We start from the raw sequence: 24,156 nt of genomic DNA on the forward strand, positions 1-24,156 counted from the left end.
CCGGTATGAACCCGCTCACCGGCATTGCGCTTAAGGTCATGTCCGTCACGATTTTTGTGGCGATGGCGACCTGTATCAAGGCGGCGGCGGAAACGGTGCCGCCCGGTGAGACGGTGTTTTTCCGCGCCTTTTTCGCCATTCCGGTGATTCTGGTCTGGCTTTGGTTTTCCCACGATTTGCGCGATGGGTTGAAGACGCAAAACCCGCTGGGCCATTTTTGGCGGGGTTTGGTGGGTTCCACGGCCATGATGCTGAGCTTTGCCGCGCTCGCCCTGCTGCCGTTACCGGAAGTGACGGCCATTGGGTATGCGGCCCCCGTTTTGACCGTGATTTTCGCAGCTATGTTTCTGGGCGAGCGCATTCGGGCGTTTCGCATGTCGGCGGTCATTTTGGGTCTTGTTGGCGTGGTGATTATCCTTGCGCCGCGGCTGACAACCTTGCGGGAGGGCACGGGCGACGCGCTGGAGGCGTTGGGTGCTGTCATGATGCTTACCAGTGCTGTGTTTATGGCGCTGGCACAGGTTTTGGTGCGCAAGCTGGTGGATACGGAAAAGACGCCTGCCATCGTGTTTTATTTCTCTGTCTCGGCCGCAGTTTTGTCGTTGGTTACGTTGCCTTTCGGTTGGGTTGTGCCCGGCTGGACGGAATTCGGCTTGATGGTGCTGTCGGGCCTGCTGGGCGGTGTGGGGCAGATATTTCTCACCTCCTCCTATCGCTATGCCGAGACGGCGGTGATTGCCCCGTTTGAATACACGTCGATCCTGCTGGCGGTTGTGGTTGGCTATTGGCTGTTTGACGAAGTGCCGACGCAAACGGTTCTTGCAGGAGTCGCGCTGGTGATCTGCGCGGGCTTGATCATTATCTACCGCGAACGCCAACTGGGCCTGGAGCGCGCCGCCCAACGCCGCGTCAACACGCCTTAAGACTGCTGTTGATGGGCGCTGCGACCCACCCGCCGTCGTTCCGCATCTCGCGGCTCCTGATGACGAATTGTTGATTGAAGGCATGAGTTTGCATCTCCGCCGGACGAACCGTCCGCGAGAGGATGTCTGCTTTCCACCCTTCGGGCAGAACTGATGGAGCGGGCGGAAGTCCGCCGTGTCTGTTGTGTGTTTGTGTGGCAGGCCGCCGCCCGCTCCACCCGGTATTTTTACGACTACCCTTCCGACTGCGTTTGCATGGACCTTTTCAGCCCATGGGAGCAACGACCGCGTGACCTTCGGGCTTTAACCGAATGGCGCTGGAAACTGGGTGACGTGCACTTTGGGAGACGATCCGGTCATCGCCCCCAGTTACATACCGGNGGGACGGTGAGGAAGCGTGAATAAGTCTTTTTCGATTTCCCCTCACTCCACCACCGTCATTCCGGGGCTGGCATTGCCAGAACCCAGAACCCAGCGCCGTGTGGGTGCCCCTCTTAGCACTGGATCCCGGACTCCGCCTCCGGCGGCTCCGGGATGACGAATTGGGGTGCGGTGCCGGTGCTCTTGCAGGGGAATTGAAAGAGATCTCTCCCTCGCTGCCGTCGTTCAGCAGCTTTAATTCACCGGCCTTCGGGCCAAAGCCCATGCGACGACGGGATAGAGGGGATCGTTTTCCAGGCTGTGCTCTTGCGCATTGTAGCGCGGCCATTTTTCCAGATTTTCGATGACGCATTGTTTGTTGCCCCATTGGTCGGTGCGGATGGCGGCGGGGTCGAAACCGGCTTCCTCCAGAAAGTACCGCAATCCCTGGGCAGTCCAGCGACTGCAATCGTCCGGCGTTGGATGAACGCGGATGAGGCAGGGCACGGTGATAAGGAAATATCCGCCCGGTCGCAGGGCGCTCAGCACATTTTGGGCCGCGCGGTGGGGATAGCGCAGGTGTTCCCAAACCTGTTCCGCGATAATGAGGTCAAACTTGCCATCGGGAGCGCCGGCACAAATGTCGAAATCGGGATAGAAGGCGTTCGAATAGGTCTTGAAAGGGCGCCGACCCCATTCGTGACCTGAAATTTCAAAAGCATCGAGCGTATCCGGCTCAAGCCCATCAATCCAAGCTCGGGTTTCACGCTGCATAACAACGCGGACCCAGTCTGGCTGCTTTGTTTTCTTGGTGTTTTCAGGTGTTGGCATGTGGATTTAGCTCTGGCTTGGAATTTGCTGGACCATCGCTGCGAAGTTGATACTTGTCCATTATTGAAAGTGCTCAGCCCCTGTGGCGCTGCGCCCCTTTAATTCGCTTTCGCCATAACCTATCTTTGCCTCAACACGATTCTCTACAACCCCCTTAAATCTGTCACTTTGTTCCCGCGATTAAGAAAGCGTTTACCGTTGGCGCTGTCTGCTAGAACAAAGCGATTCTAAAATACCGAAAGGCATCCGATGAAGGATCCGATTGAAACTGCCGCCGCTCTTGTTCCCATGGTTGTGGAGCAAACCAACCGTGGTGAGCGCGCTTATGATATTTTCTCCCGCCTGCTGAAAGAGCGCATTATTTTCATTACCGGCCCGATCGAAGATCAGATGGCTGTGCTGGTTTGTGCGCAGCTTTTGTTCTTGGAAGCGGAGAACCCGAAGAAAGAGATCGCTCTGTACATCAACTCGCCCGGTGGCGTGGTGACGTCTGGCATGTCGATTTATGACACGATGCAGTTCATCAAACCGCCGGTTGCCACGCTCTGCATGGGGCAGGCGGCTTCGATGGGCTCGCTGCTGCTTTGCGGCGGTGCGAAAGATATGCGGTTTATACTGCCCAATGCCCGAGTGATGCTGCACCAGCCATCAGGCGGCTTTCAGGGGCAGGCTTCGGACATTGAGCGCCACGCGGCTGATATTATCAAGATCAAGCGTCGTTTGAACGAGATTTATGTGACCCATACGGGCAAGGATTACGATACGATTGAGGCGACGCTCGACCGCGACCATTTCATGACCGCGGAAGAGTCGAAGGAGTTTGGGGTTGTCGATACCGTGATTACGTCACGTGACGACATGGAAACCTCTTCCGGCGACGACGCGTAACTTGCGCATATGGTTCATGTTCGGTTGATGCGCTGTTAAGGGCGCGTTCAGCCCCGGCATGTTACCAAATGTCCCACGCAGTGGGCTGCGTGACCGGATTTGCCCCAATTTCATGGGCAGATCGCCGAATCCCGGCCTTTCCAGTAGGGGCGCAGGGTTGACTTGTGGCTTGGCAGTGTAACGATCACTCCAGCCACGCAACAAAAAAGAGGTTGGGGGCACTCAACCTCGCTATAGGTGGGTAATGAGCAAAGTATCCGGCAGCAGCGACTCCAAGAACACGCTTTACTGTTCTTTCTGCGGCAAGAGCCAGCATGAAGTGCGTAAGTTGATCGCGGGCCCGACCGTTTTCATCTGCGATGAATGCGTTGAGTTGTGCATGGACATCATCCGAGAGGAAAACAAATCCTCCATGGTGAAGTCTCAAGAAGGCACGCCAACCCCGCAAGAAATCATGGACGTGTTGAACGACTATGTGATCGGCCAGCCCCGCGCCAAGCGTGTGCTGTCGGTTGCCGTTCATAACCACTACAAGCGCCTTGCACACATGGCCGACAACCAGGAAGTCGAGCTTTCCAAGTCCAACATCATGCTTATTGGCCCGACAGGTTGCGGCAAGACACTGCTGGCGCAGACGCTGGCCCGCATCTTGGACGTGCCTTTCACCATGGCTGACGCCACGACGCTGACGGAAGCAGGTTATGTGGGCGAAGACGTTGAAAACATCATTTTGAAGTTGCTGCAAAGCGCCGACTACAACGTTGAACGCGCTCAGCGCGGCATTGTTTACATTGATGAAGTCGACAAGATTTCCCGAAAGTCGGACAACCCGTCGATCACCCGCGATGTATCGGGCGAGGGCGTGCAACAGGCTTTGCTGAAGATCATGGAAGGCACAGTCGCCTCCGTGCCGCCGCAGGGCGGGCGCAAGCATCCGCAGCAGGAGTTTCTGCAGGTTGATACCACCAACATCCTGTTCATCGCAGGCGGCGCATTTGCCGGCCTCGACAAGATCATTTCAGACCGTGGTCGCAACACTGGCATCGGTTTTGGCGCTGCCGTTGAAAGCCCGGAAGATCGCAAAACGGGTGAATTGTTCAAAGAACTTGAGCCCGAAGACCTGTTGCGCTTCGGCCTGATCCCTGAATTCGTTGGCCGTATCCCGGTTTTGGCGACTTTGGAAGATCTGGACGAAGAGGCGTTGGTGAAGATTTTGTCTGAGCCGAAAAACGCGCTTGTGAAGCAGTATCAGCGTCTTTTTGACATGGAGAATGTGAAGCTCAACTTCCAAGAAGACGCGTTGAAAGCCATCGCTCAGCGGGCAATCAAGCGCAAGACGGGTGCTCGCGGGCTTCGCTCCATCATCGAAGGCATTTTGCTGGACACGATGTTCGACCTGCCCGCTATGGAAGGTGTTGAAGAGGTTGTGATTTCCGAGGAAGTCGTCAACGGCAACACGCAGCCGCTGTATATCTATGCGGACAAGGAAGAAGAACCGAAAGAAGCCGAAAGCGCGTAAGTGCCTTTTGTATTTTCGAGACAAATCAGCCCGCCCTTCCGGTGGGCTTTTTTGTGCCTTGAAACCACTTTTCGCTACCCCACATCATCGGCAGGCAGTGAAAACTTATCCAACTCTTGGGGAATGTGTCGATCAAGACAAATTGCCTCCTGTGCTGCGTCTTTGTGGGCAGGGCGTGGGTAAGTCTATATGCTGTATGACGAAGAATCGGATTTAGAGCCGCGCCGGAAGGGCGGATTTGAACGACCGAATTAGAAAAGGATCGCGCTGATATGGCTGACGATAACAAAAATAAGATCGACCTGGACGCCAATGGCGGGATTTTCCCCGTCCTGACTCTGCGGGATATTGTTGTGTTCCCACACATGATCGTGCCGCTGTTTGTTGGCCGCGAGAAATCCATCACTGCGCTTGAAGAGGTGATGCAGAACGACAAACAGATTTTGCTCGTCACGCAGAAAAATCCTTCTGACGATGATCCAGCGCCGTCGGCGCTGTATGACATCGGCACTCTGGCGACGGTGCTGCAATTGCTAAAACTGCCTGATGGCACGGTCAAAGTGTTGGTGGAAGGCTATGAGCGTGCTGCGATTTCGCGTTTCACAGATAGGGAAGACTATTACGAAGCCTATGCCGTAGCCGCGCCGGATGCGGAAGAAGACGAAGTGCAGATTGAAGCGCTTGCGCGTTCAACGATTGCCGAGTTCGAGAACTATGTGAAGCTGAACAAGAAGGTTTCGCCCGAAGTCGTATCGGCTGTTACCAAGATCGAAGACTACGCCAAGCTGGCTGATACCATTGCATCCCATCTTGCCGTGAAGATTTCTGCGAAACAGGAAGTGTTGGCACTTCTCTCTGTGAAGGAGCGGCTTGAGAAAGTGCTCGGCATGATGGAAAGCGAGATTTCCGTTCTTCAGGTAGAGAAGCGCATCCGTGGCCGCGTGAAGCGTCAGATGGAGAAAACCCAGCGCGAGTATTACCTCAACGAGCAAATGAAGGCGATCCAGAAGGAGCTTGGCGACGGCGAAGACGGCCGCGACGAGATGGCTGAGCTGGAAGAGAAAATCACCAAGACCAAACTTTCCAAGGAAGCTCAGGAAAAGGTTGAAGCTGAACTGCGCAAGCTCAAGCAGATGAGCCCAATGAGCGCGGAAGCGACAGTCGTGCGCAACTATCTGGATTGGGTGTTAGGCATCCCGTGGGGCAAGAAATCCAAGGTCAAAAAAGACCTCAATGCCGCAGAAAAAGTGCTCGATACCGACCATTACGGTCTTGAAAAAGTGAAAGAGCGGATTGTCGAATATCTGGCGGTGCAAACGCGCTCTGACAAGATCCGCGGCCCGATTCTGTGTCTCGTTGGCCCTCCCGGTGTTGGTAAGACCTCGCTCGGCAAGTCAATTGCTAAAGCGACAGGCCGCGAATTTGTTCGTATGTCGCTGGGCGGCGTGCGCGATGAGGCGGAAATCCGTGGTCACCGCCGCACTTATATCGGCTCGATGCCCGGTAAGGTCATTCAGTCCATGAAGAAGGCGAAAAAGACCAACCCGCTGTTTTTGCTCGATGAGATCGACAAGATGGGGCAGGATTTCCGGGGCGATCCTTCGTCTGCACTTTTGGAGGTGCTTGATCCCGAACAGAACAACGCCTTTGGCGATCACTATTTGGAAGTCGATTACGATTTGTCGAATGTGATGTTCGTGACGACCGCCAACTCGCTCAACATTCCAGGCCCGCTGTTGGACCGGATGGAGATCATCCGCATCGCTGGTTACACGGAAGACGAAAAGGTGGAAATCGCCAAACGTCACCTGATTGACAAGGCAGTGAAAAATCACGCTCTGGAACCGAAAGAGTTTTCGATCACTGACGACGCGTTGCGCAGTGTTATCCGCCTGTACACACGCGAAGCCGGTGTTCGTAACCTTGAGCGCGAAATTGCCACGTTGGCCCGTAAGGCTGTGACGGAAATTCTGAAGACCAAGAAGAAGTCTGTGAAGGTAACTGAAAAGAACCTTTCAGACATGCTGGGTGTGCCACGCTTCCGTTATGGGAAGGCTGATGCCGATGACCAAGTTGGTGTTGTCACCGGCCTGGCATGGACGGAAGTGGGTGGCGAATTGCTGACCATTGAAGGCATCATGATGCCGGGTAAAGGCAAGATGACCGTTACGGGCAATCTGCGCGATGTGATGAAGGAATCCATCTCCGCCGCAGCCTCCTATGTACGGTCACGTTCGCTCGATTTCGGTATCAAACCGCCATTGTTCGAGAAGCGCGATATCCACGTTCACGTGCCAGAAGGTGCGACACCGAAGGATGGTCCGTCGGCTGGCACAGCTATGGCGACCGCCATCGTTTCTACACTGACTGGCATTCCGGTTCGCGCTGACATTGCGATGACTGGCGAAATCACGCTTCGTGGCCGCGTGTTGCCAATTGGGGGCTTGAAAGAGAAGCTCTTGGCGGCACTGCGTGGTGGAATCAAGAAGGTGCTTATTCCTGAGGAGAATGCGAAGGATTTGGCCGACATTCCAGAGAACGTGAAAAACGCTTTGGAAATCATACCTGTCAGCCATCTTGACGATGTTCTTCCCCATGCACTCGCCCACATGCCGGAAGCGGTGGAGTGGGACGAGGAAGCGGAAGCGGCTGCTGCTCTTGCATCAAGCAAGGAAGCCGAGGCGCGGTTGGCCCATTGAGGGCTGTTGGCTAAACACACACTTCCAGAGGGGCGTCGAAGAATTTCGACGCCCTTTTTGTTTGGCGTGTGTCCACAAGTGCTGATTCGTCCAAACCCCTTATTTTGCAAGGAAAGTCGAACACTCGGAGGTTGGAAAGCGTCCGTTTCGCGTTAAGGTTGCAATTTCGGGATATATTGGGGGTTAATTTGGCATCAATCCCTTGTTCTATGCGGGTTTTGGTTGCACCCGCAGGCGAAAAACGGGACAAATGCACAACCTTGGTGAGTCGCGCGTTGCAAGGTTTTCGAGGAATAAGGATTTATCTCATGAACAAGAACGAGCTCATTTCTGACATTGCCGGCCGTTCCGGCCTGACCAAAGAGCAGGCAGGTTCCGCGCTGGAAGCCACGCTTGACGCTATCACTGATGCTATGAAAGGCGGCAACGAAGTTCGCCTTCTTGGCTTTGGCAACTTTTCTGCCACGCACCGTCCTGCCAAAATGGGTCGCAACCCACAAACTGGCGCACCGGTTGAAATCAAGGCCGCAAACGTGCCCAAGTTCAAGGCCGGTAAAGGCTTGAAAGACAAACTCAACTAAGAGCCTCTTTCAGCCAAAATCATTGAAGAACCCCGTATCGCAAGATGCGGGGTTCTTGCTTTTTGGAAACTCGATGGGAAATCTGCGTGCATGACCGATACCGACAAGAAAATTGCCTTCATTTTGGAAATGGAAAAGCTGAAGGCCGTGCTGCGCAAAACCCGTCCCGTGGGTCTTGCCCGCTATGAAAACACAGCTGAACATTCGTGGCAGACGACGCTTGCGGCGCTGTTGTTCATGCCGGAAGGGCTGGATGCGCTGAGGGTTCTGAAAATGCTGCTGATTCACGATATCGTCGAAATCGATGCGGGTGATGTCTTCGTCTATGACGAAGTGGCGCGTCAGCAGGCGGAAGCGGTTGAGCGTGAGGCAGCTGAACGTTTGTTCGGTATGCTGCCGGAGCCTCTCGCAAGCGAGTTTCACAGCTTGTGGATTGAATTTGAAGAACGAGCTTCACCCGAAGCGGTTTATGCCAAGGCTTTGGACCGTGTCTGCCCGGTTGTGCAAAACATCAACAGCAATCCCAGTTCGTGGACCGATTACGCGATCACTGAACCGCAGGCGCTGGCGAAAAATACCGAGATTGGCAATGCGAACGCAGAGCTTTGGGCGGTTTTGCGCAGCGGCATCGAAAACGCCGGTCTGCCCAAGGGGTAGAGGCTGGCACTGTGGAATTTTTCAATGCGGAGGTTTTCGAACCGCATGGTGGGCGATGACAGGCTCGAACTGCCGACCCTCTCGGTGTAAACGAGATGCTCTACCAACTGAGCTAATCGCCCGCGCATCATGCGGCATATCTTCCGGCGAACCGGTATCCACCTTCCTTCCAAATCGAAAGGTAAGTGGCGCGAGTGACGGGACTCGAACCCGCGACCTCCGGCGTGACAGGCCGGCACTCTAACCAACTGAGCTACACCCGCGTGGTGCTGCGCAAGGACAATATGTTCAAGCGCGGTCGGACAGGCAATAGGCAGCAGCGGAAGGGAAGTCAAGCGACACATTTGCAGAAAATGCAACAGATTTGCGACAAGGTTTACAATCTTCAGCAACGAGCCACTCTTGCACGTGTCGATGCAACGAAAGTTGGCAAAAAAGGGCAGGGCCAAGCGTCACATTTCGCCCTGATCGCCTTGCGTCGGCCACACGATGGGAGTAGTCGTTGGACCACAAGCCTAGGGAGCCTGTTATGAACGAATTGCTGCTGTCTTATCTGCCCGTGCTGATTTTTATGGGAGTGGCGCTCGCGATTGGCCTCGCCCTTTTGATCGCACCATTCATCCTCGCCTACAAAGCGCCGAATGACGAGAAACTGTCAGCCTATGAGTGTGGCTTTAACGCGTTTGACGATGCGCGAATGAAGTTTGATGTGCGGTTTTATCTCGTGGCGATCTTGTTCATTATTTTCGATCTGGAAGTTGCCTTCCTGTTCCCGTGGGCTGTTAGTTTCGGGGAATTGGGATGGTTTGGTTTCTGGTCGATGATGACGTTTCTGGGCGTTTTGACCATTGGCTTTATCTACGAATGGAAAAAAGGCGCTCTGGAGTGGGACTAATCGCTTTCCCAAGCGTTCCCCATGAGTGTTTCAACACGATAGACAGGTTCATCTGATGGCCGCGCAAGACGCAACTTCGACCCTCATCGCGCCGACACCCAAAGGCGTTATTGATCCGAATACGGGCAAGCCCATCGGTTCCGACGATGCCTATTTCGGCGATATCAATAACGAGTTGGCGGACAAAGGCTTTCTCGTCACATCGACTGACGAACTGATTCAGTGGGCCCGCCAAGGTTCGTTGATGTGGATGACGTTTGGGTTGGCATGCTGCGCCGTCGAAATGATGCAGATGTCCATGCCGCGCTATGATGCCGAGCGTTTCGGCTTCGCTCCGCGCGCCTCACCACGCCAATCCGATGTGATGATCATTGCTGGCACGCTGACCAATAAAATGGCTCCTGCGCTTCGCAAGGTCTACGATCAGATGCCAGAGCCGCGCTACGTGATCTCTATGGGCTCGTGCGCCAATGGTGGTGGATATTATCACTATTCCTACTCGGTGGTTCGCGGTTGTGACCGTGTGGTGCCCGTTGATATTTATGTGCCTGGTTGTCCTCCGACCGCCGAAGCTTTGCTCTACGGCGTATTGCTGCTGCAAAAGAAAATTCGCCGCACTGGCACGATTGAGCGCTAAGGGGCTGATATGGACATTCAATCACTGACCGAAATGCGGGATATTCTGGCTGCCAAGCTGGAAGGCAAGATTGACGGCGTTGATATCGCACATGGCGAGATGACGGTAATGACGGGGCCGGACAACATTCTGTCTGTGCTTCGTTTCTTGCGCGATGACACCCAGATGCAATTTATTTGCTTCATTGACATTTGCGGTGTCGATTACCCCGAGCGCAAGGCGCGTTTTGAGATCGTTTATCATCTGCTCAGCCCGCGCCAGAACACCCGAGTGCGGGTGAAGCTGGCGGTTGATTCCCAAACGACTGTTCCGAGTTGTGTGGAAATCTATCCCGGTGCTGATTGGTTCGAACGTGAAGCCTACGACATGTATGGCGTTTTGTTCACCGGCCATCCCGATCTGCGTCGTTTGCTGACCGACTACGGTTTTGAAGGCTATCCGCTGCGCAAGGACTTCCCGCTGACGGGCTTTTCCGAGGTGCGCTACGACGACGAGCAGAAGAGGGTGATCTACGAGCCTGTTCAGCTTCGTCAGGAATTCCGCAATTTTGATTTCCTTTCGCCATGGGAAGGCACGGAATACGTGCTGCCAGGCGATGAAAAAGAGACGAAGGCGAACTGAAGATGCCAGAAGTCGATATTCGCAATTTCAACATCAACTTTGGCCCGCAGCATCCGGCAGCGCACGGCGTTTTGCGCCTTGTGCTGGAGCTGGACGGCGAGGTGGTTGAGCGCGTCGATCCGCACATTGGCCTGCTGCACCGCGGCACCGAAAAGCTGATCGAGACTAAGACCTATCTGCAAGCCATGCCATATTTTGACCGGCTGGATTACGTCTCGCCAATGAATCAGGAACACGCTTGGTGTCTGGCTATTGAGAAGCTTGTCGACATTGAAGTTCCCCGTCGGGCGCAGTTGATACGTGTTCTGTATTGCGAGATCGGCCGCATTCTTTCTCATCTGCTCAACATTACGACGCAGGCGATGGATGTGGGCGCGTTGACGCCGCCGCTTTGGGGCTTTGAAGAGCGCGAAAAGCTAATGGTGTTCTACGAGCGTGCCTCTGGTGCGCGGATGCACTCGGCCTATTTCCGCCCCGGCGGGGTTCATCAGGATATTCCGCAAAAGCTGGTCGATGATATTTCGACATGGTGCGATGAATTCCCGAAAATGATCGACGATATCGATACGCTGCTGACTGACAACCGCATTTTCAAACAGCGCAATGTGGATATCGGCATCGTAAGCCTTGAAGACGCTTGGGCGTGGGGTTTTTCCGGCGTGATGGTTCGCGGGTCAGGCGCTGCTTGGGATTTGCGCCGTGCACAGCCCTACGAGTGCTACGACGAGATGGATTTTGAAATCCCGGTCGGCAAGAATTGCGATAATTACGACCGCTATCTCATCCGTATGGAAGAGATGCGCCAGTCGACGCGGATCATGAAGCAGTGCTGCGAGAAGCTATCGCAGCCAGAAGGTTCTGGCCCCGTCGCTTCCGTTGATGGCAAGGTTGTGCCGCCCAAGCGCGGCGAGATGAAGCGCTCGATGGAGGCGCTCATCCACCATTTCAAGCTCTATACTGAAGGCTTCAAAGTCCCAGAGGGCGAGGTTTATTGTGCGGTTGAAGCACCCAAGGGTGAATTCGGCGTGTATCTCGTCTCCGATGGCTCCAACAAGCCTTACCGCGTGAAACTGCGCGCACCCGGCTTTGCGCATCTGCAAGCCATGGATTTTCTTTGCAGGGGGCACATGCTGGCGGATGTCTCCGCCGTGCTTGGCTCACTCGATATCGTGTTTGGGGAGGTGGACCGCTAGATGTCCGTTCGTCGTCTCGCAGAGGCTGAAGTTCAGCCACAGGCCTTTTCGTTCAACCGCGATAATGCGGCTTGGGCCAAGAAGAAGCTGAAAGACTATCCAAAGGAGCGCAAAGCGTCTGGCGTTATCCCGCTGCTGATGCGCGCGCAAGAGCAGGATGGCTGGGTGACCAAAGCGGCCATCGAGCACATTGCGGAAATGCTTGAGATGCCGATGATCCGCGTGCTGGAAGTCGCGACTTTCTACACGCAGTTCCAGCTCGCGCCCGTGGGCACGAAGGCCCACATTCAGGTGTGCGGTACGACACCGTGCATGCTTCGCGGGTCGGAAGACCTGATGAAGGTTTGCAAGAAGAAGATTGCACCCAACCCGTTTGAACTGAACGCTGAGGGAACGCTTTCGTGGGAAGAGGTGGAATGCCAGGGCGCCTGTGTGAACGCGCCGATGGTGATGATTTTTAAGGACACTTACGAAGATCTGACGCCCGAACGGCTGGAAGAGATCATCGATGATTTCGAGGCTGGCAAAGGCGATAGCGTCAAGCCGGGGCCGCAGATCGACCGGATTTATTCTGCACCGATTGGCGGGCTGACCTCGCTGACAGAGGCCGACGCAAAGCCGACCAAGCGCAAGGCGACCAACGCCAAGGCCGAAAAGCCTGCTGCTACGAAGGCCGCGCGTCCTGCAAGCCATGTCGCAACGACCAGCCCGGCCGTCGAAACGCCGGTTGGCAAAGCGGCTTCCAAAAAGGCGGTGGCCAAAAAATCAACAGCGCGCGCCAAGGCCGCAACGCCTTCGCCGAAGAAGGCTGCCGCGAAAGCAGCCGACGCCGGCAAGCCGCCAGCGATGAAAAAGCCCAAACAGCCCGATGATCTGAAATTGATTGCAGGCGTTGGCCCGAAGATCGAAGGCATTTTGAACGAGCTTGGCGTCTATAAGTTTGAACAGATCGTCAAGTGGAAAAAAGCCGAGCGCGAATGGGTGGATGGCTATTTGCGCTTCTCCGGTCGCATTGAGCGCGATGAATGGACCAAACAAGCCAAGGCTTTGGCCAAAGGCGGCCGCGATGAATATGTGCGCGTGTTTGGCAAGGAGCCGAGATAACAATGCTGCAAGATAAAGACAGGATTTTCACCAATATTTACGGCCTGAAGGACAAGAGCCTGAAGGGCGCGATGTCGCGTGGGGCTTGGTCGGGGACCAAGGGTTTCATCGACAAGGGGCATGATTGGGTGATCGATCAGGTCAAGGCTTCCGGCCTGCGCGGGCGCGGCGGGGCAGGGTTCCCGACGGGTCTGAAATGGTCGTTCATGCCGAAGGCCGACGAGCGACCGTCCTATCTCGTCATCAACGCGGACGAATCCGAGCCCGGCACGTGCAAAGACCGCGATATCATGCGCCACGATCCGCACACGCTGATCGAAGGCTGCCTAATCGCCGGTTTCGCCATGCGCGCGCACGTTTGCTACATCTATGTACGCGGCGAATATATCCGCGAGCGTGAGGCGCTCGAGGCGGCCATTCAAGAGTGTTACGACGCGGGGCTTTTAGGCAAGAACAACAAGCACGGCTGGGACTACGAAATTTACGTCCACCACGGCGCGGGTGCCTATATCTGCGGCGAGGAAACGGCTTTGCTGGAATCTCTTGAAGGCAAGAAGGGCCAACCCCGCCTGAAGCCGCCGTTCCCTGCGAATATGGGCCTCTATGGCTGCCCGACCACCGTGAACAACGTGGAATCGGTTGCCGTTGTGCCGACGATCTTGCGCCGTGGACCGGACTGGTTTGCCTCGTTCGGCAAGGAAAACAACCGCGGCACGAAGCTGTTTTGTATTTCCGGCCACGTCGAACGGCCTTGCACGGTGGAAGAGGAAATGTCGATTCCGTTTCGCGAATTGATTGAGCGCCATTGTGGCGGGGTGCGCGGTGGTTGGGATAATCTGCTGGCGGTCATTCCCGGCGGTTCATCCGTGCGGATGGTGCCTGCGGAGCAGATCATCGACACGCCAATGGATTTCGATTCGCTCTCCGCGCTGAAATCCGGCCTTGGCACGGCGGCGGTGATCGTGATGGATCAATCGACCGACATCATCAAAGCGATTGCGCGTTTGGCTGCGTTCTACAAGCACGAGTCCTGCGGCCAGTGCACGCCCTGCCGCGAAGGCACCGGCTGGATGTGGCGCGTGATGGAACGCATGGTCGAAGGCCGCGCCGAAAAGCGCGAAATCGACATGCTGTTTGAAGTGACCAAGCAGATCGAGGGACACACGATTTGTGCTCTGGGTGATGCTGCGGCTTGGCCTATTCAGGGGCTGATTACGCACTTTAGGCCGGTGATTGAGAAGCGGATTGATGATTACACGTATCGGAGTGACAAAGACGGGCGCGTGTTGGAGGCTGCTGAGTGAAATGGCACCATTGGCTCCATATCGCACTGTGGGTTGCATTCACGCTCTTCGCACTGACGGACTATTACGTGTTCGGCGGCGAGAACTGTGTGATCTTCATTCCTTTCGGGCTTGTGATCGTGGCCGTGCTTTTGGTGACGTTTTTCGTGAATCAAGTCGTCTTGTATTTTTTGGCCATTGCTTGTGCTGCGTTCGCAGCCTTCTTCTTTGGGCGGTTGCTTCTACGTTGGATCGACGACGTGGACATCCACGGATTCAGGCTGCCTGTTTCGCTTCCTTCACTCCCCATTCACCCAGCAATTCTGGTCGTTGCCACAGCGTTTTTGCTTCTCCTGGGAGATTGGATGGAGATAAACGCATCAACTTGCGGTTCGTGGCCGTAACCGAATGATTATAGTTTGCCTCAAGATCTCGAAACTGCGACCAGATGCCAGACGAGCGTGCGACCGCCTGCAGGAGGCGCTGGCATGATTTTTGAATTCATCGAAATTCGCTTTGCTGTTGTTATGCTTCTCGGTGCGTTGATGGCTGCTTATTTCTATTTTGCGCCAGACACCGAGACGTTTCTGTTCGATGGTCAGATCGTGACCGTGGATGAGAGAATGGCTGGTTCGCCACTCCGAACACGTTGGGTCTTCGATAAGCCGAACAGGTTACTCGGTGATTTCAAGGTTTTCGAGATGGATCGGGATCGAATGGTTGTTCGGCCAACCCTAAAACAGAAATGTGTTTTGAAGGCCGATGGCACGGGCACTTGCGTATTTGATTCACCATATAAGGACTTCCCCTTTAAGGACTTCTCCTTTGAGTGGAGCGTTGGTCGATAAGATGCACTTAGCTGAACTCAACATCGCGAAACCGAAATTTGCCAATGATGATCCGCGCTTCGCTGGGTTCATTGATAACTTGAATCGGATCAATGAACTGGGTTTTACCATGCCAGGTTTCGTTTGGTTTCACATGGACGAGAGCGGGCATGCGATGGATATGCCGACACCTTGGCCGGATGCTGCCGCCAATGTTTCGGTTTGGGAAACGCCGGAGCATTTGGAGCATTTTGTTTGGAACACGGTGCACAAGCAGTTTTACAACCGCAAACATGAGTGGTTCGACGCGATGTCGTCACACCATTTTGTCATGTGGTGGGTTGAAGAGGGGCATCAGCCTACATTAGACGAAGCCAAGGAGCGGCTTGATTATCTTGATGCTCATGGCAACACAGATTTCGCGTTCAACTGGGCGCACCTTCCGCATGTAAAGCTGTGGCAAACACAGCAGTGCGGATGATGAACAGACTGAAAGAGAAAGCCTGATGGCCAAGATTAAAGTAGACGGCACAGAGATTGAGGTTCCCGACCACTACACGCTGCTCCAGGCTGCGGAAGAGGCAGGTGCCGAGATTCCGCGTTTCTGTTTTCACGAACGGCTGTCGATTGCTGGCAATTGCCGCATGTGCCTCGTCGAAGTGAAGGGTGGACCACCGAAGCCTGCCGCGTCTTGCGCGATGGGTGTCAAAGATCTGCGCCCCGGGCCAAACGGCGAAGCGCCGGAGATTTTTACCAACACGCCGATGGTCAAAAAGGCCCGCGAAGGCGTGATGGAGTTTTTGCTCATCAACCATCCACTCGATTGTCCGATCTGCGATCAGGGCGGCGAATGCGATTTGCAGGACCAAGCCATGGCCTTTGGCATGGACGCGTCGCGCTATCAGGAAAACAAGCGTGCTGTTGAGGACAAATATATCGGCCCGCTGGTGAAAACCATCATGACCCGCTGCATCCACTGTACGCGTTGCGTTCGGTTTACGACGGAAGTGGCCGGTGTTTCGGAACTGGGCCTTTTGGGCCGTGGCGAAGATGCTGAAATCACGACGTATCTCGAACAGGCCATGACGAGCGAGCTTCAGGGCAATGTGATCGATCTGTGTCCGGTGGGTGCGCTGACTTCGAAGCCTTACGCGTTTCAGGCACGGCCTTGGGAACTTACGAAGACCGAGACAATCGACGTGATGGATGCCGTTGGTTCGGCTATCCGCGTCGATACGCGCGGCGCAGAAGTCATGCGCATCATGCCGCGGGTGAACGAGGCGGTGAACGAAGAATGGATTTCCGACAAGACGCGTTTCGTGTGGGATGGCCTGCGCACGCAACGGCTTGACCGTCCCTACATTCGTAAGAACGGCAAGCTGACGTCCGCAAGCTGGACGGAAGCGTTTGACGTGGTTGCCGAGAAAGTGAAAGCGACGGACCCATCGAAGATCGGCGCAATTGCAGGCGATCTGTCGAGTGTCGAAGAAATTTACGCCTTGCGCGAATTGCTGGGCGCAATGGGCTCAGCCAACATGGATTGCCGCCCGGAAGGCTCCGCGCTGGATCCGGCCTTGGGTCGCTCGTCTTACCTGTTCAACACGACGATTGAAGGTATTGAAGACGCGGACGCGATCATGTTGATCGGCACGAACCCGCGTAAGGAAGCTGCGGTTCTCAACAGTCGCATCCGCAAGCGCTGGCGCACAGGCGAGGCGCGGGTTGCGGTGCTGGGCGAAGACGTCGATCTGACCTATGACACCACGCATGTGGGTTCCGGTCCCGACAGCCTGTCGGTCATCGACCACAAGCCCAAAAGCGCGCAAAACGCGATGTTCATCATCGGTGAGGCGGTTGCTAACCGCAAAGACGGCGCCGCTGTCTTGCAGAAACTGGCCGATATGGCCGTGCGCCACGGCATCGCGCGCGATGACTGGAACGGCTTCAACATTCTCCATACGGCAGCGGCCCGCGTTGGCGGTCTTGATCTTGGCTTCGTGCCGGGCGAAGGCGGCATGGCAACGGGCGAAATGCTCGAAAATGCCGAAGTGCTGTTCCTGCTTGGTGCCGACGAATTGGACATGATGAAACGCCGCTCGGGCTTTACCGTCTATATCGGCAGCCACGGCGACGTGGGTGCGCACCACGCGGATGTGATTCTGCCGGGTGCTGCTTACACGGAAAAATCCGGCACCTGGGTGAACACCGAAGGCCGCGTTCAGATGGGCGCTCGCGCTGGCTTTGCGCCGGGTGAAGCGCGCGAAGACTGGGCCATCCTGCGGGCGCTTTCCGATGCGCTCGGCCACAAACTACCGTTTGATTCTCTCGCGCAATTGCGCGCGGCGCTTTACGAAGCGTATCCGCATTTCGCAGAGATTGACGACGTTGCCGAAAGCGACCTTTCCGGCGTTGAGGGGCTTGCCAAACGTAAGGGCGGCCGCCTGACCAAGGCTGCTTTTGTCTCCGGCGTGGAAGATTTTTATCTGACAAACCCGATTGCGCGCGCGTCCGCCGTGATGGCCGAATGTTCGGCGCGGGCAAAGGGTGTAGTTCTGGAGGCTGCTGAGTAATGGTCACAGTCGCTTTAAGAGTTGGATGTGTTTCTTTGGTCCCGTTCTTGGTTGCAGGCTGCAATCAAAATTCTAGCGCCGAGAGAGAGCTGTCTGAAATTGGATATGGGCTCTTTGCGTCTGAAGTATGTAGTGGACAAGCTAGCACTTCGATCATTCAACAACGCAAGACAGTCGGAAGTGCTTCCAAGATCTCTGCCGAAAAGACCGCGGCAGCGATGCAGTCTGGTCTTGAAAGAGCTAAAGCGGAGTTTGAAAAATTGGGGAGTGGACGTTTTTGCGCCGAATTTGCAAAGAGTTCTAACCCCATTGCAAGACTTGCCGAAGCGGCGGAGTAGGGGTTATGGAAGACACTTTTTTCAACACATATGTCTGGCCGGTTCTGGTCCCGCTGTTTCAAAGCACATTGCTGCTGGTGATTCTGTTGGTGGTCGTGGCTTACGTGCTTTATGCCGACCGCAAGATATTCGCTGCCGTGCAGATGCGCCGTGGGCCGAACGTGGTTGGTCCCTGGGGGCTGTTACAGACATTCGCTGACCTCATAAAATTCGTCATCAAAGAGCCGATTATCCCGTCGGGCGCGAACAAGGGTATTTTCCTGCTTGCGCCTCTGGTGACGGGCGTTCTGGCGCTTTCCGCCTGGGCCGTGGTGCCCGTGGCCGATGGCTGGGTCGTGGCTGATCCGAATCTGGGCTTGCTGTTCGTCTTTGCGATTTCCTCGCTGGAAGTCTTCGGCATTATTATGGCCGGTTGGGCGTCGAATTCGAAATATCCGTTCATGGCGGCGCTGCGCGTGTCGGCGCAAATGGTGTCCTATGAGGTGTCTATCGGCTTCGTGTTGATCACTGTGCTGCTGTGCGTTGGCTCGCTGAACCTGTCGGAAATTGTGCTGTCGCAGCAGGATGGATTTGGCACGGGCCTTGGCCTGCCGAATTCAATTCTTGACTGGCACTGGCTGGGCCTGTTCCCGATGTTCATCATCTTCTTCGTCTCGGCGATTGCGGAGACCAACCGCCCGCCGTTCGATTTGCAGGAAGCTGAATCGGAACTCGTGGCCGGTCATATGGTGGAATATTCCTCCACGCCGTTCCTGCTGTTTTATCTCGGTGAATTCGTCGCCATCTGCCTGATGTGCGCGATGACCGTCATCCTTTTCATGGGCGGCTGGTTGCCAATTATCGATATCGCGCCGTTCAACTGGATACCGGGTTTCGTCTGGTTCGTGTTGAAGGGTCTGTTTGTCTTCTTCTGCATGGCGATGGTGCGTTCCATCGTGCCTCGCTACCGTTACGACCAGTTGATGCGTCTGGGCTGGAAAGTCTTCCTGCCGATCTCCATCGCAATGGTCTTCATCACAGCCTTCGTGCTGCAATTCATGGGATGGGCATAGTATGGCGTCCTTCGCTCAAGTCGGTAAATCACTCTTTCTGATGGAATTCCTCAAAGCCTTTGGCTTGGGGCTGAAATATCTGGTCGCGCCGAAGGCTACGATCAACTATCCGTTCGAGAAGGGGCAAGTTTCAGCCCGCTTTCGCGGCGAACACGCCCTTCGCCGCTATCCCAACGGCGAAGAGCGCTGTATCGCCTGCAAATTGTGCGAAGCGGTTTGTCCCGCACAAGCGATCACCATTGAGGCCGGTCCACGCCGCAATGACGGCACCCGCCGCACGGTGCGCTACGATATCGACATGGTGAAGTGCATCTATTGTGGCTTCTGTCAGGAGGCTTGCCCAGTTGATGCCATTGTTGAAGGCCCGAATTTTGAATTCGCAACAGAGACTCGCGAAGAGCTTTACTATGATAAAGAAAAATTGCTCGAAAACGGCAACCGTTGGGAGCGTGAACTGGCCAGAAATCAGGCCATTGACGCGCCCTATCGCTGATTAATCGCAACAAAGGCGAGAAAGTTTTTCAATACTCCCAAAGCCGGGTGGACCGAACGCGGGGGAGGCGCTAAGACGGCGCAATTGTCGCAGACCGGACCGATTTGCCAGACGGGCAGAGCGACGGTCTAGAAGGGATGCCGAAAGGCAGACGATCAAAGGGGCCAATCTTTTGCTTGTGCGCAGGGCTGGTTTCCCAAACCAAGGATGAGCATGCCGCGATGAGCGTCGTTGCCCTGTTTTTCTATGTCTTTGCCGGCATCACAATTGCCTCTGCGATCATGGTGGTCGTGGCGCGCAATCCTGTGCATTCCGTGCTGTTCCTGATCCTGGCGTTCTTCAACGCTGCCGGGCTGTTCATGATTGCGGGCGCTGAATTCCTCGCGCTTATTCTCATCGTTGTCTATGTGGGCGCGGTGGCGGTCTTGTTCCTGTTCGTCGTAATGATGCTGGACGTTGATTTTGCGGAACTTCGCGAAGGCTTCATGGAATATCTGCCGATTGGCGCAATCATCGGCTTGATCTTGGCGGTTGAACTGGTCGCTGTGCTGGGTGCCACTATCATCGCGCCGGAAGCGGCAGCCACAGCCGTGCAGCCGATTCCCGATATGGGCCAGGTGTCGAACATCGAGGCCATCGGCAACCTGCTTTACACGCGCTACATCTTCTTCTTTCAGCTTGCCGGCCTCATACTGCTGGTCGCCATGATCGGCGCCATCGTGCTGACGCTGAACCACAAGCCCAACGTGAAACGCCAGAACGTATCCGAACAGGTCAACCGCGATGCGAAAGCTGCCGTGCGCCTGGAAGACGTGAAACCAGGGCAGGGGATACGCTAATCATGGGCTTTGATCTTCTTCCGCATTATCTGACCGTCGGCGCTATCCTGTTCACGATTGGCGTTTTCGGCATTTTCATCAACCGCAAGAACGTGATCGTCATTCTCATGTCGGTCGAACTGATCTTGCTGTCGGTGAACCTCAATTTCGTGGCCTTTGCCCAGGCCAATGGTGACCTGATGGGGCAAATTTTCGCCCTGTTGGTGCTCACTGTCGCGGCTGCTGAAGCGGCTATCGGGCTTGCAATTCTTGTGGTCTTTTTCCGAAACCGCGGCTCCATCGCCGTGGAAGACGTGAACATGATGAAAGGGTAAGGCGAAAAACGCCGTCTGACACATGCTTCATCTCATCGTATTTTTGCCGCTTGCCGGTTTCCTGATCGCTGGCCTTTTTGGCCGCCAGATTGGCGCAAAGGCTTGCGAAATCATCACCTCCGGCTTTCTGGTCATTGCTGCGGCGCTAAGCTGGTATGTGTTCTTCTCCTACAGCGGCGAAGCGACAACCGTTCAGGTGGCGCAGTGGATGCAGTCCGGCACGTTTTCGGTTGATTGGGCGTTCCGGCTGGATCGCCTGACGCAGGTTATGCTGGTGGTTGTGAACTCGGTATCCGCGCTCGTTCACATCTACTCGATGGGCTATATGAGCCACGATCCGCACCGTCCACGTTTCTTTGCGTATCTGTCGCTCTTCACCTTTGCGATGTTGATGCTGGTAACGTCCGACAACCTCATCCAGATGTTCTTCGGCTGGGAGGGTGTGGGCCTCGCGTCCTATCTGTTGATTGGTTTTTGGTATAAAAAACCTTCGGCCAATGCGGCTGCGATAAAGGCATTCGTGGTCAACCGAGTGGGTGACTTCGGCTATGCGCTGGGCATTTTCGGCGTGTTTGTGCTGTTTGACAGCGTCAACTTCACCACCATCTTTGGCAATGCCGCGAGCTTCGACGGAAGTCGGACGGCGTTTGAATTCCTCGGCTATCAGCTAACAGGTGATACGGCGATCACTGTCGTCTGCCTGCTGTTGTTCATGGGTGCGATGGGTAAGTCGGCGCAGTTCCTGCTGCACACCTGGCTGCCGGACGCGATGGAAGGCCCAACGCCCGTCTCCGCGCTCATTCACGCGGCAACCATGGTGACGGCTGGCGTGTTCCTCGTGGCGCGCATGTCTCCGATCTTTGAACTGTCGACCACGGCATTGACGTTTGTGACCTTCATCGGCGCAACCACAGCTTTCTTCGCGGCGACTGTCGCGCTGGTGCAAAACGACATCAAACGTGTGATCGCATATTCAACCTGTTCACAACTGGGGTATATGTTCGCCGCGCTTGGTGTGGGCGCGTATGGCGCTGGTATTTTTCACCTGTTCACCCACGCGTTCTTCAAGGCGTTGCTGTTCCTCTGTGCCGGTTCGGTCATCCATGCTGTGTCCAATGAGCAAGACATGCGCAAAATGGGCGGGCTGCGGAAGCAAATTCCAAAGACCTACTGGATGATGATCATCGGCACGGTGGCTATTACGGGTGTAGGTATTCCCGGCACGTTGATCGGCACGGCTGGTTTCTTCTCCAAAGATGCGATCTTGGAGAGCGTTTTCGTCGGCTCCAACATGTATGCTGGTTACGCGTTTTGGATGCTGACCACCGCCGCGTTCTTCACCAGCTTCTATTCCTGGCGTTTGATCTTTATGACCTTCCACGGCAAGCCGCGCGCTTCCGCTGACGTGATGAGCCATGTGCATGAAAGCTCCAACGTGATGTTGGTGCCGCTTTATCTGCTCGCTTTCGGCGCGCTGTTCGCCGGCATCGCTTTCTATTCCGGCTTTATCGGCGCTCACCACGAAGAGGGCGCGCTTGATCCGCATTATCTGGAATTCTGGAATGGGGCGCTGTTCCTGTCGGCTGAGAACAAGATACTCGAGCTGTTCCATAATGTGCCAAAACTGGTGAAGTGGGCGGCTACCATCGTGATGATCCCCGGTTTCCTTCTGGCCTATTGGTTCTATATCCGCTCGCCGGGTCTGCCAGCTGAACTGGCCCGCCAGCACGAGGGATTGTATAAATTCCTGCTGAACAAGTGGTATTTCGACGAGCTATACGATCTCATCTTTGTGCGTCCTGCGTCCGCCCTTGGACGGCTGTTCTGGAAGCAGGGCGATGGGCGCATCATTGATGGGCTTGGCCCCGATGGGGTTGCCGCACGGGTTCAGGATATCACCCGAGGTGTGACGCGTTTGCAGAGCGGGTATCTGTATCACTACGCGTTCGCCATGTTGATCGGTGCGGCTGCGCTCGTCACCTACATGATGTTTGCATCAGGCCAGTAAGAGGGGCGCTCAAGACATGGCCGATCTGCCAATTCTCTCAATAGTCACGTTTTTGCCGCTTGTTGGCGCGGCGATGATTTTCCTGATCTGGGAAGACACGGAAATTGCGCGCCGCAACGTGCGCTATGTGGCGCTGTTCACAACGGTCGTGACGTTCCTCGTCTCGCTGAAGATCTGGTACGATTTCGACAACGCCCAAGCCGGATTCCAGATGGTGGAGAAGGCCGACTGGATCGGCGCTTCGATTTCCTACCACATGGGTGTCGACGGCATTTCGATGCTGTTCGTCATTCTCACGACATTCCTGATGCCGTTTTGCATCTTGGCTTCGTGGGAAAGCGTTCAAACCCGCGTGCGCGAATACATGATCGCGTTTCTGGTGCTGGAAACACTGATGATCGGCGTTTTCTGCGCGCTGGATATCGTCCTGTTTTACGTTTTCTTCGAAGCGGGCCTCATTCCGATGTTCCTCATCATCGGCATTTGGGGCGGCAAGCGGCGCGTTTATGCGAGCTTGAAATTCTTCCTCTACACACTGCTCGGCTCGGTGCTGATGCTGCTGGCCATCATGGCGATGTACTGGCAGGCAGGAACAACGGATATTCCGGCACTTCTGGCCTATGATTTCCCTGAGAACATGCAGTTCTGGCTGTGGCTTGCTTTCTTCGCATCGTTTGCGGTGAAAATGCCGATGTGGCCCGTCCACACGTGGCTGCCGGATGCCCACGTTGAAGCGCCGACTGCGGGTTCCGTCATTCTGGCAGGCATTTTGCTCAAAATGGGCGGCTACGGCTTCCTGCGCTTCTCTCTGCCAATGTTCCCGCTCGCTAGCGCTGACCTGGCCTGGATCGTGTTCACGCTGTCGGTCATTGCCATCATCTACACATCGCTGGTTGCGCTCGTGCAGGAAGATATCAAAAAGCTGATCGCTTATTCCTCCGTCGCCCATATGGGCTTTGTGACCATGGGTATTTTTGCCGCCAACGAACAGGGCATTCAGGGTGCGATCTTCCAGATGTTGTCCCACGGTCTGATTTCCGGCGCACTGTTCCTGTGCGTGGGCGTTGTCTATGACCGGATGCACACGCGCGAAATTGCTGCCTATGGTGGCCTCGTCAACCGCATGCCGAAGTATGCGGTCGCGTTCCTTATCTTCACGATGGCCAATGTGGGGCTGCCCGGCACGTCCGGTTTCGTTGGTGAGTTCCTCACGCTGCTTGGCGTATTCCGCGTCAATACATGGGTAGCCCTTGGAGCGACCACGGGTGTCATTTTATCTGCGGCGTATGCGCTTTGGTTGTATCGCCGCGTGGTGCTGGGTTCGCTCGATAAAGAGTCCTTGAAATCGATTCTCGATCTTTCGACCCGTGAAAAATGGATACTCTATCCGCTCGTCGTGCTGGTGATCTTCTACGGTGTCCATCCGATGCCGGTATTCGATGCGACGCAGGCTTCAGTTGATGCGCTCATCGCCAATTATCAAGCCGCGCTTGCGGCCCGATAGGCGAAAGGTCAGGAAACGAC

The 24,156-nt window shown here is 55.3% G+C and carries 24 protein-coding genes and 2 tRNA genes; 23 read left to right on the top strand and 3 right to left on the bottom strand.

What is annotated here, in order from left to right:
• The first annotated feature begins 5 nt into the window (after positions 1-5).
• Positions 6-923, top strand: a complete 918-nt coding sequence (locus tag ACFQ14_RS13710) for a DMT family transporter (RefSeq protein WP_377213324.1) — start codon at positions 6-8, stop codon at positions 921-923.
• Between the two features lie 615 nt (positions 924-1,538).
• Here the strand turns inward: ACFQ14_RS13710 and ACFQ14_RS13715 are convergent.
• Positions 1,539-2,114 (bottom strand): methyltransferase domain-containing protein, encoded by a 576-nt coding sequence (locus ACFQ14_RS13715; RefSeq protein WP_377213325.1) that lies wholly within the window; start codon positions 2,112-2,114, stop codon positions 1,539-1,541.
• A 249-nt stretch (positions 2,115-2,363) separates the two neighbouring features.
• Here ACFQ14_RS13715 and ACFQ14_RS13720 point away from each other — a divergent pair, with 249 nt between their 5' ends.
• The 5 genes from ACFQ14_RS13720 to ACFQ14_RS13740 all read left to right on the top strand — a co-directional run bounded on the left by ACFQ14_RS13720 (position 2,364) and on the right by ACFQ14_RS13740 (position 8,458).
• Entirely contained in the window at positions 2,364-3,002 is a 639-nt protein-coding gene (locus tag ACFQ14_RS13720) for an ATP-dependent Clp protease proteolytic subunit (RefSeq protein WP_377213326.1), read from the top strand.
• A gap of 244 nt (positions 3,003-3,246) precedes the next feature.
• On the top strand, positions 3,247-4,521 hold the full coding sequence (clpX, locus tag ACFQ14_RS13725; protein WP_377213327.1) for an ATP-dependent Clp protease ATP-binding subunit ClpX: 1,275 nt from the start codon (positions 3,247-3,249) through the stop codon (positions 4,519-4,521).
• A 272-nt stretch (positions 4,522-4,793) separates the two neighbouring features.
• A complete protein-coding gene (lon, locus tag ACFQ14_RS13730) occupies positions 4,794-7,220 on the top strand; it encodes an endopeptidase La (RefSeq protein WP_377213328.1) in 2,427 nt (808 codons plus the stop codon).
• A 308-nt stretch (positions 7,221-7,528) separates the two neighbouring features.
• Positions 7,529-7,801, top strand: a complete 273-nt coding sequence (locus ACFQ14_RS13735; RefSeq protein WP_377213329.1) for an HU family DNA-binding protein — start codon at positions 7,529-7,531, stop codon at positions 7,799-7,801.
• A gap of 90 nt (positions 7,802-7,891) precedes the next feature.
• Entirely contained in the window at positions 7,892-8,458 is a 567-nt protein-coding gene (locus ACFQ14_RS13740; RefSeq protein ID WP_377213330.1) for an HD domain-containing protein, read from the top strand.
• Between the two features lie 46 nt (positions 8,459-8,504).
• Here ACFQ14_RS13740 and ACFQ14_RS13745 read toward each other — a convergent pair.
• A tRNA-Val gene (locus tag ACFQ14_RS13745) sits at positions 8,505-8,580 on the bottom strand.
• A gap of 64 nt (positions 8,581-8,644) precedes the next feature.
• Positions 8,645-8,721, bottom strand: a tRNA-Asp gene (locus ACFQ14_RS13750).
• A 266-nt stretch (positions 8,722-8,987) separates the two neighbouring features.
• Between ACFQ14_RS13750 and ACFQ14_RS13755 the strand changes: the two genes are divergently transcribed.
• The 17 genes from ACFQ14_RS13755 to ACFQ14_RS13835 all read left to right on the top strand — a co-directional run bounded on the left by ACFQ14_RS13755 (position 8,988) and on the right by ACFQ14_RS13835 (position 24,136).
• Positions 8,988-9,353 carry an NADH-quinone oxidoreductase subunit A gene (locus tag ACFQ14_RS13755; RefSeq protein ID WP_377213331.1) on the top strand — a complete coding sequence of 122 codons (366 nt, stop codon included), beginning with the start codon at positions 8,988-8,990 and terminating at the stop codon, positions 9,351-9,353.
• A gap of 55 nt (positions 9,354-9,408) precedes the next feature.
• A complete protein-coding gene (locus ACFQ14_RS13760) occupies positions 9,409-9,990 on the top strand; it encodes a NuoB/complex I 20 kDa subunit family protein (protein ID WP_377213332.1) in 582 nt (193 codons plus the stop codon).
• A 9-nt stretch (positions 9,991-9,999) separates the two neighbouring features.
• Positions 10,000-10,611, top strand: a complete 612-nt coding sequence (locus tag ACFQ14_RS13765) for an NADH-quinone oxidoreductase subunit C (protein WP_377213333.1) — start codon at positions 10,000-10,002, stop codon at positions 10,609-10,611.
• A 2-nt stretch (positions 10,612-10,613) separates the two neighbouring features.
• Entirely contained in the window at positions 10,614-11,804 is a 1,191-nt protein-coding gene (locus ACFQ14_RS13770) for an NADH-quinone oxidoreductase subunit D (protein WP_377213334.1), read from the top strand.
• Positions 11,805-12,908 (top strand): NADH-quinone oxidoreductase subunit NuoE, encoded by a 1,104-nt coding sequence (gene nuoE, locus ACFQ14_RS13775; RefSeq protein WP_377213335.1) that lies wholly within the window; start codon positions 11,805-11,807, stop codon positions 12,906-12,908.
• A gap of 2 nt (positions 12,909-12,910) precedes the next feature.
• Entirely contained in the window at positions 12,911-14,212 is a 1,302-nt protein-coding gene (gene nuoF, locus ACFQ14_RS13780; protein ID WP_377213336.1) for an NADH-quinone oxidoreductase subunit NuoF, read from the top strand.
• Positions 14,209-14,595: a hypothetical protein gene (locus tag ACFQ14_RS13785; RefSeq protein WP_377213337.1), complete on the top strand. Its 387-nt coding sequence runs from the start codon at positions 14,209-14,211 to the stop codon at positions 14,593-14,595. Before nuoF ends, ACFQ14_RS13785 begins: the two co-directional genes overlap by 4 nt.
• 84 nt (positions 14,596-14,679) lie before the next feature.
• Entirely contained in the window at positions 14,680-15,039 is a 360-nt protein-coding gene (locus ACFQ14_RS13790; RefSeq protein WP_377213338.1) for a hypothetical protein, read from the top strand.
• Positions 14,954-15,499 (top strand): DUF3291 domain-containing protein, encoded by a 546-nt coding sequence (locus ACFQ14_RS13795; protein ID WP_377213339.1) that lies wholly within the window; start codon positions 14,954-14,956, stop codon positions 15,497-15,499. Before ACFQ14_RS13790 ends, ACFQ14_RS13795 begins: the two co-directional genes overlap by 86 nt.
• Positions 15,500-15,524: 25 nt before the next feature.
• Positions 15,525-17,588, top strand: coding sequence for an NADH-quinone oxidoreductase subunit NuoG (nuoG, locus tag ACFQ14_RS13800; protein WP_377213340.1), 2,064 nt, complete (start codon positions 15,525-15,527; stop codon positions 17,586-17,588).
• On the top strand, positions 17,588-17,926 hold the full coding sequence (locus ACFQ14_RS13805; RefSeq protein ID WP_377213341.1) for a hypothetical protein: 339 nt from the start codon (positions 17,588-17,590) through the stop codon (positions 17,924-17,926). The genes nuoG and ACFQ14_RS13805 overlap by 1 nt, the downstream gene beginning before the upstream one ends.
• A gap of 5 nt (positions 17,927-17,931) precedes the next feature.
• Entirely contained in the window at positions 17,932-18,978 is a 1,047-nt protein-coding gene (nuoH, locus tag ACFQ14_RS13810; protein WP_377213342.1) for an NADH-quinone oxidoreductase subunit NuoH, read from the top strand.
• A 1-nt stretch (position 18,979) separates the two neighbouring features.
• Entirely contained in the window at positions 18,980-19,471 is a 492-nt protein-coding gene (gene nuoI, locus ACFQ14_RS13815; RefSeq protein WP_377213343.1) for an NADH-quinone oxidoreductase subunit NuoI, read from the top strand.
• Between the two features lie 221 nt (positions 19,472-19,692).
• A complete protein-coding gene (locus tag ACFQ14_RS13820) occupies positions 19,693-20,310 on the top strand; it encodes an NADH-quinone oxidoreductase subunit J (protein WP_377213344.1) in 618 nt (205 codons plus the stop codon).
• Positions 20,311-20,312: 2 nt separating this feature from the next.
• A complete protein-coding gene (gene nuoK / locus ACFQ14_RS13825; RefSeq protein WP_377213345.1) occupies positions 20,313-20,624 on the top strand; it encodes an NADH-quinone oxidoreductase subunit NuoK in 312 nt (103 codons plus the stop codon).
• 22 nt (positions 20,625-20,646) lie between these two features.
• Positions 20,647-22,632, top strand: coding sequence for an NADH-quinone oxidoreductase subunit L (nuoL, locus tag ACFQ14_RS13830; protein ID WP_377213346.1), 1,986 nt, complete (start codon positions 20,647-20,649; stop codon positions 22,630-22,632).
• Positions 22,633-22,648: 16 nt separating this feature from the next.
• The gene (locus tag ACFQ14_RS13835; protein WP_377213347.1) at positions 22,649-24,136 is read left to right on the top strand and encodes an NADH-quinone oxidoreductase subunit M; all 1,488 of its coding nucleotides are present in this window, start codon (positions 22,649-22,651) and stop codon (positions 24,134-24,136) included.
• Positions 24,137-24,156 lie beyond the last annotated feature (20 nt).

It is taken from the genome of Pseudahrensia aquimaris (genome assembly GCF_042676045.1).
GTDB classification, from domain to species: domain Bacteria; phylum Pseudomonadota; class Alphaproteobacteria; order Rhizobiales; family Rhizobiaceae; genus Pseudahrensia; species Pseudahrensia aquimaris.